This is a genomic window from Streptomyces sp. NPDC045701, assembly GCF_056432045.1.
Genome location: NZ_JBWKJV010000027.1, coordinates 70,765 through 87,371 on the forward strand (window position 1 = coordinate 70,765; position 16,607 = coordinate 87,371).

15 protein-coding genes and 1 pseudogene are annotated in these 16,607 nt (G+C 74.0%); 11 read left to right on the forward strand and 5 right to left on the reverse strand.

Features of this window, described 5'->3' with window-relative positions:
- Positions 1–7: 7 nt before the first annotated feature.
- Positions 8–1,132 carry a DNA integrity scanning diadenylate cyclase DisA gene (gene disA / locus AC07DW_RS24525; protein ID WP_478859826.1) on the reverse strand — a complete coding sequence of 375 codons (1,125 nt, stop codon included), beginning with the start codon at positions 1,130–1,132 and terminating at the stop codon, positions 8–10.
- A 238-nt stretch (positions 1,133–1,370) separates the two neighbouring features.
- Positions 1,371–2,783 carry a DNA repair protein RadA gene (radA, locus tag AC07DW_RS24530; protein WP_478859827.1) on the reverse strand — a complete coding sequence of 471 codons (1,413 nt, stop codon included), beginning with the start codon at positions 2,781–2,783 and terminating at the stop codon, positions 1,371–1,373.
- 197 nt (positions 2,784–2,980) lie between these two features.
- Between radA and AC07DW_RS24535 the strand changes: the two genes are divergently transcribed.
- Positions 2,981–4,708: an RNA polymerase sigma factor gene (locus AC07DW_RS24535; RefSeq protein ID WP_478859828.1), complete on the forward strand. Its 1,728-nt coding sequence runs from the start codon at positions 2,981–2,983 to the stop codon at positions 4,706–4,708.
- A 13-nt stretch (positions 4,709–4,721) separates the two neighbouring features.
- Here AC07DW_RS24535 and AC07DW_RS24540 read toward each other — a convergent pair whose 3' ends face one another.
- A complete protein-coding gene (locus AC07DW_RS24540; RefSeq protein ID WP_478859829.1) occupies positions 4,722–5,555 on the reverse strand; it encodes a DUF3109 family protein in 834 nt (277 codons plus the stop codon).
- Between the two features lie 39 nt (positions 5,556–5,594).
- On the opposite strand from AC07DW_RS24540, the gene AC07DW_RS24545 reads away from it, so the two are divergent.
- From AC07DW_RS24545 to ilvD, 4 genes are all read left to right on the forward strand, one after another.
- The gene (locus tag AC07DW_RS24545) at positions 5,595–6,527 is read left to right on the forward strand and encodes a Ppx/GppA family phosphatase (protein ID WP_478859830.1); all 933 of its coding nucleotides are present in this window, start codon (positions 5,595–5,597) and stop codon (positions 6,525–6,527) included.
- A 44-nt stretch (positions 6,528–6,571) separates the two neighbouring features.
- Positions 6,572–7,378 (forward strand): sugar phosphate isomerase/epimerase family protein, encoded by an 807-nt coding sequence (locus tag AC07DW_RS24550; protein WP_478859845.1) that lies wholly within the window; start codon positions 6,572–6,574, stop codon positions 7,376–7,378.
- Between the two features lie 67 nt (positions 7,379–7,445).
- Positions 7,446–8,006: a TetR/AcrR family transcriptional regulator gene (locus tag AC07DW_RS24555; RefSeq protein WP_478859831.1), complete on the forward strand. Its 561-nt coding sequence runs from the start codon at positions 7,446–7,448 to the stop codon at positions 8,004–8,006.
- Positions 8,007–8,098: 92 nt separating this feature from the next.
- The gene (gene ilvD, locus AC07DW_RS24560) at positions 8,099–9,952 is read left to right on the forward strand and encodes a dihydroxy-acid dehydratase (protein WP_478859832.1); all 1,854 of its coding nucleotides are present in this window, start codon (positions 8,099–8,101) and stop codon (positions 9,950–9,952) included.
- Here the strand turns inward: ilvD and AC07DW_RS24565 are convergent, their stop codons facing one another.
- Positions 9,953–12,145 carry a protein kinase domain-containing protein gene (locus tag AC07DW_RS24565; RefSeq protein WP_478859833.1) on the reverse strand — a complete coding sequence of 731 codons (2,193 nt, stop codon included), beginning with the start codon at positions 12,143–12,145 and terminating at the stop codon, positions 9,953–9,955. It lies immediately after the preceding gene.
- Between the two features lie 150 nt (positions 12,146–12,295).
- On the opposite strand from AC07DW_RS24565, the gene AC07DW_RS24570 reads away from it, so the two are divergent.
- The 6 genes from AC07DW_RS24570 to proC all read left to right on the forward strand — a co-directional run bounded on the left by AC07DW_RS24570 (position 12,296) and on the right by proC (position 15,859).
- On the forward strand, positions 12,296–12,619 hold the full coding sequence (locus tag AC07DW_RS24570) for a hypothetical protein (RefSeq protein WP_478859834.1): 324 nt from the start codon (positions 12,296–12,298) through the stop codon (positions 12,617–12,619).
- Positions 12,620–12,653: 34 nt separating this feature from the next.
- Complete coding sequence (locus tag AC07DW_RS24575) at positions 12,654–13,160, forward strand: hypothetical protein (protein ID WP_478859835.1); 507 nt, start codon at positions 12,654–12,656, stop codon at positions 13,158–13,160.
- A gap of 114 nt (positions 13,161–13,274) precedes the next feature.
- On the forward strand, positions 13,275–14,042 hold the full coding sequence (locus AC07DW_RS24580; protein ID WP_478859836.1) for an ABC transporter ATP-binding protein: 768 nt from the start codon (positions 13,275–13,277) through the stop codon (positions 14,040–14,042).
- On the forward strand, positions 14,039–14,776 hold the full coding sequence (locus AC07DW_RS24585) for an ABC transporter permease (RefSeq protein ID WP_478859837.1): 738 nt from the start codon (positions 14,039–14,041) through the stop codon (positions 14,774–14,776). Before AC07DW_RS24580 ends, AC07DW_RS24585 begins: the two co-directional genes overlap by 4 nt.
- A 9-nt stretch (positions 14,777–14,785) precedes the next feature.
- Entirely contained in the window at positions 14,786–15,040 is a 255-nt protein-coding gene (locus tag AC07DW_RS24590; protein ID WP_478859838.1) for a hypothetical protein, read from the forward strand.
- 9 nt (positions 15,041–15,049) lie between these two features.
- A complete protein-coding gene (proC, locus tag AC07DW_RS24595; protein WP_478859839.1) occupies positions 15,050–15,859 on the forward strand; it encodes a pyrroline-5-carboxylate reductase in 810 nt (269 codons plus the stop codon).
- Here proC and AC07DW_RS24600 read toward each other — a convergent pair.
- Positions 15,851–16,027: pseudogene (locus AC07DW_RS24600) on the reverse strand (tryptophan--tRNA ligase); the annotation flags it as partial. The gene proC and the pseudogene AC07DW_RS24600 overlap by 9 nt on opposite strands.
- Between the last annotated feature and the right edge of the window lie 580 nt (positions 16,028–16,607).

A 16,607-nucleotide genomic window follows, 5' to 3' on the forward strand; every position in this document is an offset into this window, starting at 1 on the left:
CGGAGCCCTAGACGTACCGCTCGAGGATCGACGACTCGGCGAGCCGCGACAGCCCCTCGCGCACGCTGCGGGCCCGCGCCTCGCCGACCCCGTCGACGGTCTGGAGGTCGTCGACGCTCGCCGCGAGCAGCTTCTGCAGGCCGCCGAAGTGCTCCACCAGCCGCTCGATGATGGCGCCCGGCAGCCGCGGCACCTTCGCCAGCAGCCGGTAACCGCGCGGCGAGACCGCCGAGTCGAGGGCCTCCGGCGAACCGGTGTAGCCCAGGGCGCGGGCCACGATCGGCAGCTCCAGCAGCTCCGCGTGGCTGAGCGCGTCCAGCTCGGTGAGCGCCTCGGCGACCGTGCGGGACCGCTTGGCCGTCGGCTCGGGCACGTAGTCGCGGACCACCAGCTCCCGCTCCGGCTCCACGCCCGCGATCAGCTCGTCGAGCTGGAGGGTGAGCAGCCGGCCGTCGGTGCCGAGCTCGACGACGTACTCGGCGATCTCGGTGGCGATCCGGCGCACCATCTCCAGACGCTGGGCCACGGCGGTGACGTCCCGGACGGTCACCAGGTCCTCGATCTCCAGCGCGGAGAGCGTGCCGGACACCTCGTCCAGGCGGAGCTTGTAACGCTCCAGCGTGGCGAGGGCCTGGTTGGCCCGGGAGAGGATCGCGGCCGACTCCTCCAGGACGCGGCGCTCACCGTCGACGTACAGGGCGATCAGCCGCATCGACTGCGACACGGAGACCACGGGGAAGCCGCACTGCTTGCTCACCCGGTCCGCCGTGCGGTGCCGGGTGCCGGTCTCCTCGGTGGGGATGGACGCGTCCGGTACGAGCTGCACGCCCGCCCGGAGGATCTTGGTGATGTCCTTGTCGAGGATGAGCGCGCCGTCGAGCTTGCACAGCTCGCGCAGCCGGGTCGCGGTGAACTCCACGTCCAGCACGAAGCCGCCCGTGCACATCGACTCGACCGTCTTGTCCATGCCGAGGACGATGAGACCACCGGTGTTCCCCCGGAGGATGCGCTCCAGACCGTCGCGCAGGGACGTACCCGGCGCGACCGCGCTCAGGGAAGCGCGCATCAGCGCTTCCTTGCCGGAGCCCGCGCCGGACTTTCCGGGAGCTGCTGCCCCGTCCTTGGCTGCCACTGCACTCCTCCGGCTCGTACGGATGGGCGAGACCTGGGCAAAGTCTAGCGACCCCGCCCACGTCCGTCGGGCTCCCGCCCGGTCCACCCCGCGACGGGCCCCGGCCGCACGGGGCGGGTACGCCCCCGGGGAGCGGTGGTTGAGGCGCGGGGTGCGGGTGCCTGCGGGTGTTCCTCGGTGGTGGTGGGGCGAGCCTCCGCCGGGCAGCGACCCGGCCGGGCCGGGGGTGCCCGGCGCGTCAGTTCCGGGGGGCCTCCTCGCGCGGGGAGGGCGTCCGGCGGCGGGCGCGGGGCAGGACCCGCAGCGCGTCGCCCATGTCGGCGACCTCCGTGACCTTCATGCCCGGGGGGACCTTGCCCGGGTCCACCGGGACCAGCGCGTGGGTGAAGCCCAGCCGGTGCGCTTCGGCGAGGCGCCGCTGGACACCCGTGACGCGGCGGACCTCGCCCGCGAGGCCGACCTCGCCGATGGCGACCAGGTTCTTCGGCAGCGGGGTGTCGCTGGCCGCCGAGGCCAGGGCCAGGGCGATCGCCAGGTCGGCGGCCGGTTCGGACAGCTTCACCCCGCCGACCGTCGCCGAGTAGATGTCCCGCTTGCCGAGCGCGGTGATCCGGCCGCGTTGCTCCAGGACCGCCAGCATCATGGAGACGCGGGAGGTCTCCAGGCCGGAGGTGGTGCGTCGGGGCGACGGGATCTGCGAGTCGACCGTGAGCGCCTGGACCTCGGCGACCAGCGGGCGGCGGCCCTCGAGGGTGACGGTCAGGCAGGTGCCGGGGACCGCCTCCGCGCGGCGGGTGAGGAAGAGGCCGCTCGGGTCGGCGAGACCCGTGATCCCCTCGTCGTGCAGTTCGAAGCAGCCGACCTCGTCCGTCGTGCCGTACCGGTTCTTCACACCCCGCACCAGCCGCAGCCGGGCGTGCCGGTCGCCCTCGAAGGACAGGACGACGTCGACGAGGTGCTCCAGCAGCCGGGGCCCCGCGATGGCGCCGTCCTTCGTCACGTGGCCGACCAGGAGGGTGGACATGCCCCGCTCCTTGGACGCGCGGATCAGCGCCCCGGCGACCTCGCGCACCTGGGCCATGCCGCCCGGGGCCCCGTCGATCTCGGGGGAGGCCACGGTCTGCACGGAGTCCAGGATCAGCAGGGACGGCTTGACGGCGTCCAGGTGGCCGAGGACGGCGGACAGGTCCGTCTCGGCGGCCAGGTACAGGTGGTCGTCGATCGCGCCGATCCGGTCGGCCCGCAGCCGGACCTGGCTCGCGGACTCCTCACCCGTCACGTAGAGCGTGCGGTGCTCGTCGCTCGCCGCCTTCGCCGCGACGTCGAGGAGGAGGGTGGACTTGCCGACGCCCGGTTCGCCCGCGATGAGGACGACGGCGCCGGGCACCAGCCCGCCGCCCAGGACGCGGTCCAGCTCGTCCACGCCGGTCGTCCGGGCGGTGGCCTGCCGGCCGTCGACCTGACCGATCGGCAGCGCGGCGGTGGAGACCCGCCCGGCGGCCGTGGTGCGGACGGCGGGCGCGCCGTACTCCTCCACCGTCCCCCATGCCTGGCACTCGGGGCAGCGGCCGAGCCATTTGGCGGTCGTCCACCCGCACTCCGTGCAGCGGTAGGAGGGCCGGTCCTTGGCGGATTTCGTACGGGCAGCCATGCCGAAGACCGTAGCGGTCCCCACTGACAACGCCGTCCGCGCGGGACCGACGGGACACCGGGGACATCAGGGGGCGGGTGGGCGACCGGCGCGGAATCAGCACCCCCTGTCCCCTTTTGAGGGATACGTTCACCCGTAAGGATTAAAAGTGCGGAAGGGCTGTGAAGGGTGTGCCGTCCACTGCCTACGGTCGCCGGGTGACGAGCAGCAGGCTGGAAACCCCCACGCACCCCACCGGCGCACACCGGGCACGGCGTCGCGCGCCCCGGACCGGGGCCCGCACCCTGGCCCAGTGCCCGCCGGCGCGGTACGAGCCGTACCTGGACGGGCTTTTCACGTACTGCCTGTCCGTGCTGTGCGACCACGACGCGGCGACCGCGGTGCTGGGCGACGCACTGGCCGTCGCCGAGCGGCAGTCGGGGCGCCGCCCCGGCGCCGACCCGGACCGGAGGGCATGGCTGTACGCGCTCGCCCGCTGGGCCTGCCTGCGCGAGCTCGGCGAACAGCGGCGCCGTCGCAGGCGGCAGGGCCGGGGGGCGCACGCCGGGCGCCCGGCCGTTCCCGGTCCCCTCGCCGGGCCCGCCCCGCGCGTCCGCCCCGAGATCGCGGAGCGCCGCCGCCGCGAGCTGGCCCTGCTCGCCTGGCCCGAGGCGGCCGGGACCACGCCCGAGCAGCGCGAGGCGCTGGAGCTGGCCGTACGGCACCGGCTCCCGGCACCGCAGGTCGCCGCGGTCCTCGGGATGGAACCCTTCGCCGCCCGCGAGCTGCTGTCCGCCGCGGCCTGCGAGGTGGAGCGCACCCGCGCCGCCCTGGCCGTCGTCGAGACCGGCACCTGCCCGGCGGTCGCCCGGCTCCCCGGTGACGAGGAACTGCTGCTCTCGGCCACCCTCCGCCGCGAACTCGTCCGGCACGTCGACGACTGCCCCCGCTGCCGAAGAGCCGCCGAGCGCGCCGGTGCGGGCGGCCCCTGGCCGGGCTCCTCGGTCACGCCCGCGACGCTCCCGCTGGCCGAGGCGCCCAAGGCGGCGGTGTACGTCGCGATGCTGCACGTCCCGCGCGCCCGGGCGGCCGGCCCGCGGTTCGGGCGCGACGGCTTCCCCCTGGACCCGGGGGACCACGCGGCCCGCCGCGACCGCATGCGGGCGCGGGCGGTGACGACCACCGTGGTGGCCACCGTGGTCGCGGCGCCGGTGCTCGCCCTGTGGGCGGCCTACCGGGAGGCGCCGCTGACGGGCGAGGGGCGCGACGGCCCGGTCAGCGCGGCGGAGGCCGGCGACCGGACCGCCGGCCCGGACGGGCAGGACGGCCGGCCCGACCACTACGAGAACGCGGCCAGCGCCCGGACGGACCCCGCCCGCCGCTCCGCCGCCTCCGGCTCCTCGCACGTCTCGGTGGAGGTGATCAGCACCGGTACGCCGCCGGCCGCCCCCGGCGTACCCGGCCCGGGCCGCGTCACGGTCACCGCGCAGCCCGCGGGCGGCGACACGACCGTGCTCACCCTGACCGCCTCGGGCGGCGCCCCGGTGACCTGGTCCCTGTGGACGAACGCCCCGTGGCTCTACGCCGACCGGGCCTCCGGCACCCTCGCCCCCGGCCGGTCGGTCACGGTGTACGTCACCGTCGACCACGCCCGTGAACCGGCCGGCGACTGGACCGCCCGCGTCGGGGTCGACCCGGCGGGCGCGGTGGTGGAGATCGACGGCCACGGTGCGCGCCGCCCGCCGTCCTACCCGGCCCCCGGCACCCCGCGCCCGGCCCCGACCATGCCGGCGCCGACCATGCCGCCTTCCCCGGACCCGACGCCCACCCCGACCCCCACACCGTCGCAGTCGGAGCCGTCGACCCCGCCGCCCTCACCCGACCCGACGCCGCCCGGCACCCCGCCGCCCACCGAGGACCCGGCCGCGGAACCCCCGCCGGGCTGATGGGCGCCGGACGTCAGGCGACCGGGTCCGCCGGGTGCGGGGCCACCAGCGGCAGCGCGGACGCCAGACGGGCCTCGCACAGCTCCACCAGCACGTCGTACGCGTCCTTGCCCATCAGCTCCGTCAGCTCCGGGCGGTACGTCACGTACACCGGCTCGCCCGCGCCGTGCGCCGACGTCGCCGACGTGCACCACCAGTGCAGGTCGTGGCCGCCCGGACCCCAGCCCCGGCGGTCGTACTCGCCGATCGAGATCTGGAGCACCCGTGTGTCGTCGGGCCGGTCGATCCAGTCGTACGTGCGCCGCACCGGCAGCTGCCAGCAGACGTCCGGCTTGGTCTCCAGCGGCTCGCGGCCCTCCCGCAGCGCCAGGATGTGCAGCGCGCAGCCCGCCCCGCCCGCGAACCCCGGGCGGTTCTGGAAGATGCAGGACCCCTCCCAGCGGCGCGTCTGGCGCTCGCCGTCCTCGTCGAGCTGCACCCACCCGCCGGCCGACGTGCCCTCGTCGTGGAACTGCCACAGCTCGGGCGTGAGGCGGGCCACGTGCGACGCGACACGCTGCTCGTCGTCCTCGTCGGAGAAGTGCGCGCCCAGCGTGCAGCAGCCGTCGGCCGCCCGCCCCGCCTGGATGCCCTGGCAGCCGCTGCCGAAGACGCAGGTCCAACGGGACGTCAGCCAGGTCAGGTCGCAGCGGAAGACCTGCTCGTCGTCGGCCGGGTCGGGGAACTCCACCCAGGCACGGGGAAAGTCCAGGCCCTTTTCGTCGGAAACACCCGGAACAGGCAGTACGGGCAGTAGGGGGGACTTGTCGTGCTTCTTGGCGGGCTTCGCCTTCTTGGTCTTTGGCACACACCAAGCGTATGCGCCGGGCGCAGTAGCGTTCAGGGCATGAGACTCGGAGTTCTCGACGTCGGTTCGAACACGGTGCACCTGCTGGTGGTGGACGCCCATCCCGGCGCCCGGCCCCTGCCCGCCCATTCCCACAAGGCGGAACTGCGGCTCGCCGAGCTGCTGGACGCGGACGGCTCCATCGGCGACCGGGGCATCGAGCGGCTCGTCACCATCACCCACGACGCGGTGCGCACCGCCGAGGACAAGGGGTGCGAGGAGGTCCTCCCCTTCGCCACCTCCGCCATCCGCGACGCGGCCAACGCCGACACCGTACTGAAGCGGGTCAGGGACGAGACCGGCGTCGACCTCCAGGTCCTCTCCGGTCCGGAGGAGGCCCGCCTCACCTTCCTCGCCGCCCGCCGCTGGTACGGCTGGTCGTCGGGCAAGCTGCTGCTGCTGGACATCGGCGGCGGCTCCCTGGAGATCGCGTACGGGATCGACGAGGAGCCCGACGCCGCCGTGTCCCTGCCGCTGGGCGCCGGGCGGCTCACCGCCGGCTGGCTGCCCGGCGACCCGCCCGACCCCGCCGACGTGCGGGCGCTGCGCCGGCACGTACGGGCGGAGATAGCCCGTACGGTCGGCGAGTTCGCCCGGTTCGGCAAGCCCGACCACGTCGTGGCCACGTCCAAGACGTTCAAGCAGCTGGCGCGGCTGGCCGGCGCCCCCGGCTCGGGCGAGGGCCTGTACGTACAGCGCGGACTGAGTCGTACCTCACTGGAGGAGTGGGTGCCCAAGCTGTCCGTCATGACCGCCGGGCAGCGCTGCGCCCTCCCCGGGGTGTCCGAGGGCAGGGCGCGCCAGCTGCTGGCGGGAGCGCTGGTCGCGGAGGGTGCGATGGACCTGTTCGCCATCGAGGAACTGGAGGTCTGCCCGTGGGCGCTGCGCGAAGGAGTCATCCTGCGGCGGCTGGACCACCTCCCGGCCGTCTAGCGGGTGCCCGTAGGCTGTCCCCCGTGGCTGAATCGTCGGAATCAGTGGTGCGCATCCCGGATGCGAAGGTCGCCCTGTCCACGGCCTCGGTCTATCCGGAGTCGACCGCGACGGCCTTCGAGGTGGCCGCCCGCCTGGGCTACGACGGTGTCGAGGTCATGGTGTGGACCGACCCGGTCAGTCAGGACGTCGAGGCGCTGCGCCGTCTCTCCGACTACCACCAGGTGCCGGTCCTGGCGGTCCACGCGCCGTGCCTGCTGATCACCCAGCGGGTCTGGTCGACCGACCCGTGGACGAAGCTCCGGCGCGCGCGGGCCGCGGCGGAGAAGCTCGGCGCGTCGACCGTCGTCGTCCACCCGCCGTTCCGCTGGCAGCGCCAGTACGCCCGCGACTTCATCGACGGCATCTGGCGCATGGCGGACGAGACGGACGTACGGTTCGCGGTCGAGAACATGTACCCCTGGCGCTACCGCGACCGGGAGATGCTCGCGTACGCGCCCGAGTGGGACGTCAGCAAGGACGACTACCGCCACTACACGATCGACCTTTCGCACACCGCGACGGCCCGCAGCGACGCCATGGAGATGATCGGCCGCATGGGCGACCGGCTCGGGCACGTCCACCTCGCCGACGGACGCGGCTCGGCGAAGGACGAGCACCTGGTGCCGGGGCGCGGCACGCAGCCCTGCGCCGAGCTGCTGGAGCACCTGGCGCGGTCCGGCTTCGACGGCCACGTCGTGATCGAGGTCAACACCCGGCGCGCGATGTCGGCGGCCGAACGCGAGGCCGACCTGGCGGAGGCGCTGGCCTTCACCCGGCTGCACCTCGCCTCCTCGGCCCGCGTCCGGTGACCGCGCCGGGGGCGTGGCGGTGACCGGAGCGCGCAGGGGCCGTGGCCGGCCGTCCAGGGCCGAGGCCATGGAGGGCCCCGGCGCCCGGGAGCGGATCCTGGAGGCCGCCCGGGCGGAGTTCGCCGAGCGCGGCTACGACAGGACGTCGGTGCGGGGCATCGCCGGGGCGGCGGGGGTCGACCCGGCGCTCGTCCACCACTACTTCGGTACGAAGGACGAGGTCTTCGCCGCCGCCGTCGAGCTGTCCTTCGAGCCCGCGCTGATCATCCCGGCGATCGTCGGCGATTCGGCCGAGGGCGTCGGCGAGCGGCTCGCCCGCTACTTCCTCTCCGTGTGGGAGAACCCGGCGACCCGGGCCCCGCTGCTGGCGATCATCCGCTCCGCGCTCACCCACGAGGCCGCGGCCAAGGTGCTGCGCGGTTTCGTGCTGCGCCGGCTGCTGCAACGGGTGGCCGCCGACCTCGACGTACCGGACCCGGAGTTCCGCGCCGAGCTGGCCGCGTCGCACATGATCGGCATCGCGATCCTTCGCTACGTCGTCCAGGTCGAACCGCTGGCCTCCGCGCGCCCGGAGGAGATCGTCGCCATGGTCGCCCCGACGCTCCAGCGGTACCTGACCGAGGACTGAGCTCGCCGTCCCGCCATCCGGACACTCTGTCCAGATCTTGGAGCCGGAGCGTACGCTCGAAGAGTCACTTCCGTCCGAAGGAGCGAGCGACGATGCCCGAGCTGAGGTCCCGCACTGTCACCCACGGCCGCAACATGGCGGGCGCACGTGCCCTTATGCGAGCCTCCGGTGTACCGGGTGCGGACATCGGCCGCAAGCCGATCATCGCCGTCGCCAACTCCTTCACCGAGTTCGTGCCGGGCCACACCCACCTCCAGCCGGTGGGCCGGATCGTCTCCGAGGCGATCCGCGAGGCGGGCGGCATCGCGCGCGAGTTCAACACGATCGCCGTCGACGACGGCATCGCCATGGGCCACGGCGGCATGCTGTACTCGCTGCCCTCCCGCGACCTGATCGCCGACAGCGTGGAGTACATGGTCGAGGCGCACTGTGCCGACGCCCTGATCTGCATCTCCAACTGCGACAAGATCACGCCCGGCATGCTGATGGCCGCCCTGCGCCTGAACATCCCGGCGGTCTTCGTCTCCGGCGGTCCCATGGAGGCCGGCAAGGCCACCCTCGTCGACGGCACGGTCCGCACGCTCGACCTGGTCGACGCCATCTCGGACGCCGTCAACGACAAGATCTCGGACGCCGACATCCTCCGCATCGAGGAGAACGCCTGTCCGACCTGCGGCTCGTGTTCCGGCATGTTCACCGCCAACTCGATGAACTGCCTCACCGAGGCCATCGGCCTGTCCCTCCCGGGCAACGGCTCGACCCTCGCCACCCACACCGCCCGCCGCGCGCTCTACGAGAACGCCGCCCGCACGGTCGTCGAGCTGACCGACCGCTACTACGCCCAGGGCGACGAGTCCGTCCTGCCGCGCAACATCGCGACCATGGCGGCCTTCGAGAACGCCATGGCCCTCGACATCGCCATGGGCGGCTCCACCAACACGATCCTGCACCTGCTGGCCGCCGCCCAGGAGGCGGGTGTCCCCTTCGGGCTGACGGAGATCGACGCCGTCTCGCGCCGCGTGCCGTGCCTGGCCAAGGTCGCGCCGAACGTCGCCAAGACGCGTACGTACTACATGGAGGACGTGCACCGCGCCGGCGGCATCCCCGCCCTGCTGGGCGAGCTGCACCGGGCCGGGCTGCTCAACGAGGACGTGCACAGCGTCCACAGCCCGAGCCTCTCCGACTGGCTCAAGACCTGGGACGTGCGCGGCGGTTCGCCGTCCGCCGAGGCCGTCGAGCTGTGGCACGCCGCCCCAGGCTGTGTCCGCTCCGCCGAGGCGTTCTCGCAGTCCGAGCGCTGGGACACCCTGGACACGGACGCCGCCGAGGGCTGCATCCGCTCCGCCGAGCACGCCTACTCCAAGGACGGCGGCCTCGCCGTCCTGAAGGGCAACCTCGCCGCCGACGGCTGCGTCGTGAAGACGGCCGGTGTCGACGAGTCGATCTGGACCTTCGAGGGCCCGGCGGTCGTCTGCGAGTCGCAGGAGGAGGCCGTCGACAAGATCCTCCGCAAGGAGATCACGGACGGCGACGTCGTCGTCATCCGCTACGAGGGCCCCAAGGGCGGCCCCGGCATGCAGGAGATGCTCTATCCGACGTCGTTCCTCAAGGGCCGGGGCCTGGGCAAGACCTGCGCGCTGATCACGGACGGCCGCTTCTCCGGCGGTACGTCGGGCCTGTCGATCGGCCACGCGTCGCCGGAGGCGGCGAGCGGCGGCACGATCGCGCTGGTCGAGGACGGCGACCGGATCCGTATCGACATCCCGAACCGCTCCATCGAGCTGCTGGTCTCCGACGAGGACCTGGCCGCCCGCCGCGAGGCGCTCGGTGGCGCGTACGCGCCGAAGAACCGCGACCGCAAGGTCTCCGCCGCCCTGCGGGCCTACGCCGCGATGGCCACCAGCGCCGACAGGGGCGCGGTCCGGGACGTCAGCAAGCTCGGCTGATCACCAGCGGGCCGGATCCTCCGCCGCCACGGCGAAGACCGAACCGTCGGGCGCCGTCGCGAACACCTTCCCGTTCGCGACGGCGGGCGCGGGCAGCAGCGGCGCGAACGTGTACCGACCGCCGTCCATCCGCGGCTTCGTCATCCCCACCAGCACCCCGCGTCCGGCGTCCACGGCCAGCAACCGCCCGTCGGCCGCCGTCAGGTACACGTGTCCGTCCGCCACCACCGGCCGGGACACGTGCGTCACCCCGGTCTCCAGGCGCCACCGCTGCGCCTGCCGGGCACCTTCCGCGGTGGTGTCCACGGCGGCGAGCGAACCCCCCGACCCGATGACGTACACGGTGTCGCCCGCCATCACGGCCTGCGCCTGATCGGCCGGGACCGTCAGCGCCACGCGCCGGGCGGTGCGGTCCGCCACGTCCAGCCGCACCACCGCGTCGGTGTACAGATCCGCGTCGGCGGACAGGAGCAGCAGCGCGTCCTTGGTCGCCTGTACGGGGCTGAGGGCGCCCCTCAGCCGCTCGGTCCACCGCACCCGGCCGTCCGCCGGGTCGACCGCGCTCACCACGGTGTACGCCCCGTCGGGCGAGGCGGCCGCGGTGTACACGGCCCCGCCGCCGGCGAGCCACTGCGCGCCGGGCGCGGCGGGCCGCCGCCCCGTCCAGCGTTCGTCGCCGGTCGCCCCGTCCAGGGCCCGCACGGTGCCGTCCGCCGTCACGAGCAGCACGGTGTCGCCGGAGTGCAGGACGTTCGCGTACGCGGACACGTCCGCGCTCCACCGCATGGCGCCGGTGCCGGGGGCCAGGGCCTCCAGGCGGGCGCCGCCCGGCGCGACGACGTGGACCAGCCCGCCGCAGAGCACCGGCGCGGTGCCCGGCTCGGCTCCCGCCGCCCGCGTGGCCCAGGCGGTGGCGCCGTCCACGGGGCTGAGGCGGGCCGCCTTGACCCCGGGAGCGGCGCAGTAGAGGGCGCGGTCGGCGTCGGCGGCGCACAGGGGCGTCAGGCTCTCGCCGCCGGTGGCGCCCAGGGGGGTGGCCCAGGGGCGGAACGCCGGGGCGGCGCCGGCCCGCGCGGGGGAGGGCGGCCCGTCCGCCGGGCCGCCGCCCAGGACCCCGGCGACCCCGCCGGCGGTCACCGCGGCGAGCAGGGCGAGCCCCGCGCCCCGGCGCAGCCGCCGCGCCCGGCGCGGGGATGGCCCCCGAACGGCCCTCGCTGCCACACCGGCCTCCGCCGCCGGCCGCGCCCCCGCACCGCCCCCCGCCGCCGCACCAGCTTCCGCTCCCGCACCGCCCCCCACCCCGGCACCGGCCTCCGCCCGCCGCTGTCCCGGCACGAACACGGCCGCGTCCTCGGGCTCACCCGCCCGCAGCTCGCCCATCAGCTCGTCCGCCGTCGGCCGTTCGGCCGGGTCCTTCGCCAGGCACCGCCGCAGCAGCGGGATCACGTCCTCCGGCACGCCGGCCAGGTCGGGCTCGTTGTGCACGACCCGGTAGGCCACGATGTACGGCGAGTTCGAGTCGAACGGGCCGCGTCCGGTCGCCGCGTGGACCAGGACGGCGCCCATCGCGAACACGTCGGCGGCGGGCCCCACGTCGCGGGGCCGCTGGAACTGCTCGGGCGCCATGAACGGCGGGGTGCCGATCAGCTTCCCCGTCTCGGTGCGCAGGTCGCTGTCGGCGGGGCGCGAGATCCCGAAGTCGATGACCTTCGGGCCGTCGGCGGCCAGCAGCACGTTGCTCGGCTTCAGGTCACGGTGCACCACGCCGGCCCGGTGGATGTCGCGCAGCGCCTCGGCGAGCCCGGCGCCGACCCGCCGCAGCTCCGGAGAGCCCAGCGGGCCGTTCCGCTTCACCCGCTCCGAGAGCGTCGGCCCGTCGATGAACAAGGTGGCCATCCAGGGCCGGCCGGCGTCCGGGTCCGCGTCCACCACGGGCGCGGTGAACGCCCCGCTGACCCGCCGCGCCGCCAGGACCTCCTGCCGGAAACGCGCCCTGAACTCGGCGTCGGCGGCATGCTCGGCGTGCACGACCTTCACCGCGAGCCGCAGCCCCGAGCCGGACCTCGCCAGGTGGACGACCCCCATGCCGCCCGCGCCCAGGCACTCCTCCAGCCGGTACCGACCGGCGTACTGCGGATGCTCCGCTTCCGGAGACGGCCCCGGAGCCGGTCCGGTACTGCGCAACGGCGGCATCGCCACCCCCGTGTGTGTTCGTCCGCGCGCGTCCCGCGTCCAGCGCGACGCACGGAGCCTAGTCGATGATGCGTGCGATGCCCTCGGGGCTTGTTAGCCTGCGCGCGGCGCGCGTGCACGCGGCACGCGCCTCGACGGGGGAGGGGCCGTATGGCCATGGAAGAGGCGACGGCGGGGACCAATGCCGGGACGACGGCGGAAGCGGCCGGGACCGCGACGTACACCGTGAAGCGCTACCCGGTGGCACCCGGCCACCGGGTGAACGTACGCAGCGGCCCGGGCACGAACTACAGCCTGGTGAAGGTCCTGCCCGAGGGCGTGCGCGTCCCCGTCAACTGCCAGAAGCCCGGCCAGACCATCACCGGCCCGTACGGCACGACCGCCCTGTGGGACAACATCGCCAACGGCCAGTACGTCTCCGACGCCTACGTGAACACCGGCAGCGACGGTTACGTGGCCGTGCGCTGCTCCTGACCGCCCGGCGGCCCGACCGGGGATAATCGACCCCGTGAGCGACCACACCAGCACCACCCACGGCACACCGGCCGGGCCGCGGCCCGAGCCCCTCCGTTTCTTCGGTACGACCTGGGTCGACCACGACGGCGGGTACGGGCTGCGGCGCGCCGGCGTGGCGGTCGGCTCGCTGGCCTGTGCCGTGGCCGGCGCGCTCGTCCTCCGTTTCGCTCACCAGGGCCTCGCCGTCGCCGACGTGGGCGGCTTCGTCAACGCCCTGCTCGTCGCGATGTTCTCGGTGTGCACCGCCATCGCGTTCAGCAGGACCTGGCAGGGCTTCACCCGCCGCCCCGCCGACCCTGCCCGCGAGGACGCGCTGCGCAGCCTGAAGGCGATCGGCTTCCTCGGCTCCCTGCTCGCGTACTTCGTCCGTTCCCTCGCCGAGGCGCCCGGCGAGAAGCTGCTGCGCTCCGAGTACGAGGCGGCCCGCGCCCAGTACGAGAAGCGCCGCTCCACCCGCGCCGGCAACCCCGCCGCCCGCAAGAAGCCCAAGCGCTCCTGACGCCGCCCGGCGCCCCAGACCCCCTTCCGCCCACCCCGGCGTCACGAACCGCGCCCCCGCCCCACTGCACCCGTCCTCCTTGACGCACGCTCCCGCACGCGCAATATTCATCACATGGTGAATTCGACCGTTCCCGCCGTCGAGGCACACGAACTCCGCGTCGTACGCGGCCCCCGCACCGTCCTCCACGGCCTGGACTTCGCCGTACCGCGCGGACAGGTGACCGGCCTCCTCGGCCCCTCGGGGTGCGGCAAATCCACCCTGATGCGCGCCGTCGCCGGCACCCAGGCCCACGCCACCGGCACCCTCGACGTCCTCGGCCGCCCCGCCGGCGACCCCTCCCTCCGCGCCCGCGTCGGCTACGTCACCCAGGCGCCCTCCGTGTACGACGACCTCACCGTCCGGCAGAACCTCGACTACTTCGCCGCCGTCCTGCTCCCCGGCCGCGCCCACCGCCACACCCGCGCCGAAGCGGTCGGCCGCGCCATCACCGACGTCGACCTCACCTCGCACGCCGACGCACTCGCCGGCGACCTCTCCGGCGGCCAGCGCAGCCGCGTCTCCCTCGCCGTCGCCCTGCTCGGCACCCCGGAACTGCTCGTCCTCGACGAACCGACCGTCGGCCTCGACCCGGTCCTCCGCCGCGACCTGTGGGACCTCTTCCACCACATCGCCGACGACCGCGGCGCCACCCTCCTCGTCTCCTCCCACGTCATGGACGAGGCCGAGCGCTGCCACCGCCTCCTCCTCATGCGCGACGGGCGGATCCTCGCCGACGACACCCCCGAGGCACTGCGCCGCCGCAACGACGCCGCCACGGTCGAGGACGCCTTCCTCCACCTCGTCGACTCGGCGGAGGCCACCGAGGAGAACCGCCGATGAACGCCGCCCGCACCCTCGCCACCACCACCCGCGTCCTGCGGCAGCTGCGCCACGACCCCCGCACCATCGCCCTGATGCTCCTCGTCCCGGTCGGGATGATCACCCTCCTCCGGTACGTGTTCGACGGCAGCCCCGGCACCTTCGACTCCGTCGGCGCCTCCCTGCTCGGCGTCTTCCCGCTGATCACCATGTTCCTGGTGACCTCGATCGCCACCCTGCGCGAACGCACCTCCGGCACCCTGGAACGCCTCCTCGCCATGCCCCTCGGCAAGGCCGACCTCATCGCCGGCTACGCGCTCGCCTTCGGCCTGCTCGCCGCCGTCCAGTCCGCCCTCGCCACCGCGACCGCGCTCTGGGTCCTCGGCCTGGACGTCACCGGCTCCCCCTGGCTGCTCCTGCTGGTCGCCCTGCTCGACGCCCTCCTCGGCACCGCCCTCGGCCTGTTCGTCTCGGCCTTCGCCGCCTCCGAGTTCCAGGCGGTCCAGTTCATGCCGGCCGTGATCTTCCCCCAGCTGCTCCTGTGCGGCCTGTTCACCCCGCGCGACTCCATGCAGCCCGCCCTCGAAGCCCTCTCCGACGCCCTGCCCATGTCGTACGCGGTCGACGCGATGAACGAGGTCCTCCGCCACGCCGACACGACCGCCGCCTTCGTCCGCGACGCCCTGGTCGTGGCCGGCTGCGCCCTCCTCGTCCTCGTCCTCGGAGCCGCCACGCTCCGCCGCCGCACCCCCTGAGCCCGGCACATGACCGACCACCTGATCGACGACGGCCTGCGCGACACCACCGGCCGCCGCGTCCCCCTCCACGGCGTGGACGACGACTGGCGGGCCTGCGCCGACCTCGCCGACGACGCGGTGACCGGCCACGTCATGTGGGCCCGCGAGGACGACGAGATCGTCGCCGGACTCCACCCCGCCCGTACCGCCCCTCGGACACCCGCGCCCCGCCCCGCGCCCCGGTGCGAGGATGGCGGCACGAACCCCCACCCGGTGAGGTGAACAGCAGCCATGACCCAGACCGTCGCAGTCCTCGGTACCGGCAAGATCGGTGAAGCCCTGCTCAGCGGCATGATCCGAGCCGGCTGGCCGGCCGCCCACCTGCTGGTCACCACCCGCCGCGCCGACCGCGCCGAGGAACTCCGCGCCCGCTACGGCGTCGAGACCGTCACCAACGCCGAGGCGGCCAAGCGCGCCGGCACCCTCATCCTGGCCGTCAAGCCCCAGGACATGGGCAGGCTCCTCGACGAGCTCGGCCCCCACGTCGCTCCCGACCGCCTCGTCATCAGCGCCGCGGCCGGCATCACCACCACGTTCATCGAGGAGCGGCTCCCCACCGGCACCCCGGTGGTACGCGTCATGCCCAACACCCCCGTCCTGGTCGACGAGGGCATGTCCGTCATCTCCGCCGGCAGCCACGCCACCGGCGACCACCTCGCCCACACCGAGGAGATCTTCGGCGGGGTCGGCAAGACCCTCCGCGTCCCCGAGTCCCAGCAGGACGCCGCCACCGCCCTCTCCGGCTCCGGCCCGGCGTACTTCTACTTCCTCGTCGAGGCGATGACCGACGCCGGCATCCTCCTCGGCCTGCCCCGCGCCCAGGCCCACGACCTGATCGTCCAGGCCGCCATCGGGGCGGCCGTGATGCTCCGCGACAGCGGCGAGCACCCGGTCAAGCTCCGCGAGGCCGTCACCTCCCCGGCCGGCACCACCATCAGCGCCATCCGGGAACTCGAGAACCACGGCGTACGCGCAGCCCTGATCGCCGCCCTCGAAGCCGCCCGCGACCGCAGCCGCGAACTCGCCACCGGCAACGGCTGACCCCGCCAACAACGTCGCCGCCTGCCGGCTCAGCCGCCTTACCCGGGCCGGGTCGTGCTCGACGGTCAGCGCGTGCAGGTCCACAACGCCGAACAGCGAGTCCGCCCGGTACTGGTCCACCTCCACCCACGCCCGTACGGCCCCGAGGTGGTTGTAGGGCACCGCCACCCACGGCCGGCCCCACCCGGAGGGAGGAACACGAACGGCCGCCGAGGCGGCGGCCGTTGAGGGCGTGCGCGTCTGCCGACCGCCGTCAGGCGGCCCACCACTGACCGGTGAACGCATGCGATGTCATGGCCCGAGACCACGACGGCAGGCCCGAGGTTGACACGGCTTTGCTCGGTCCGTACTGTTCTCCGGGTTGTCCGACGTGAGCGCCGACCCCGGTCGGTCCCCGGACAGCCATTCCGCAAGAACCACTCCAAGCGAGCGACCATCCGTCGCCCAGCTTTCCGTGCGCTTTTGCGAAATGAGGAATCCGCGTTCGAAGGGACGCAGCCCGATTAGCGTCGGGGCCGAGGAATCCGCTAAAGTCTCACTCGTCGGAACGGCCCAAGGGCCGGAAAGACAACTCCCGCTGACTGGGAATCAGGCCCGAAAGGATCTGATAGAGTCGGAACCGCCGGAAAGGGAAAGCGCGAAAGCGAAGAACAGCCCGGCAGCCCGCTCCAGCGGGTGGCGGAAACGGAAAACGGATCTGCTAGACTGGAAACACGAAAGACCGAAGGGAAGCGCCCGGAGGAAAGCC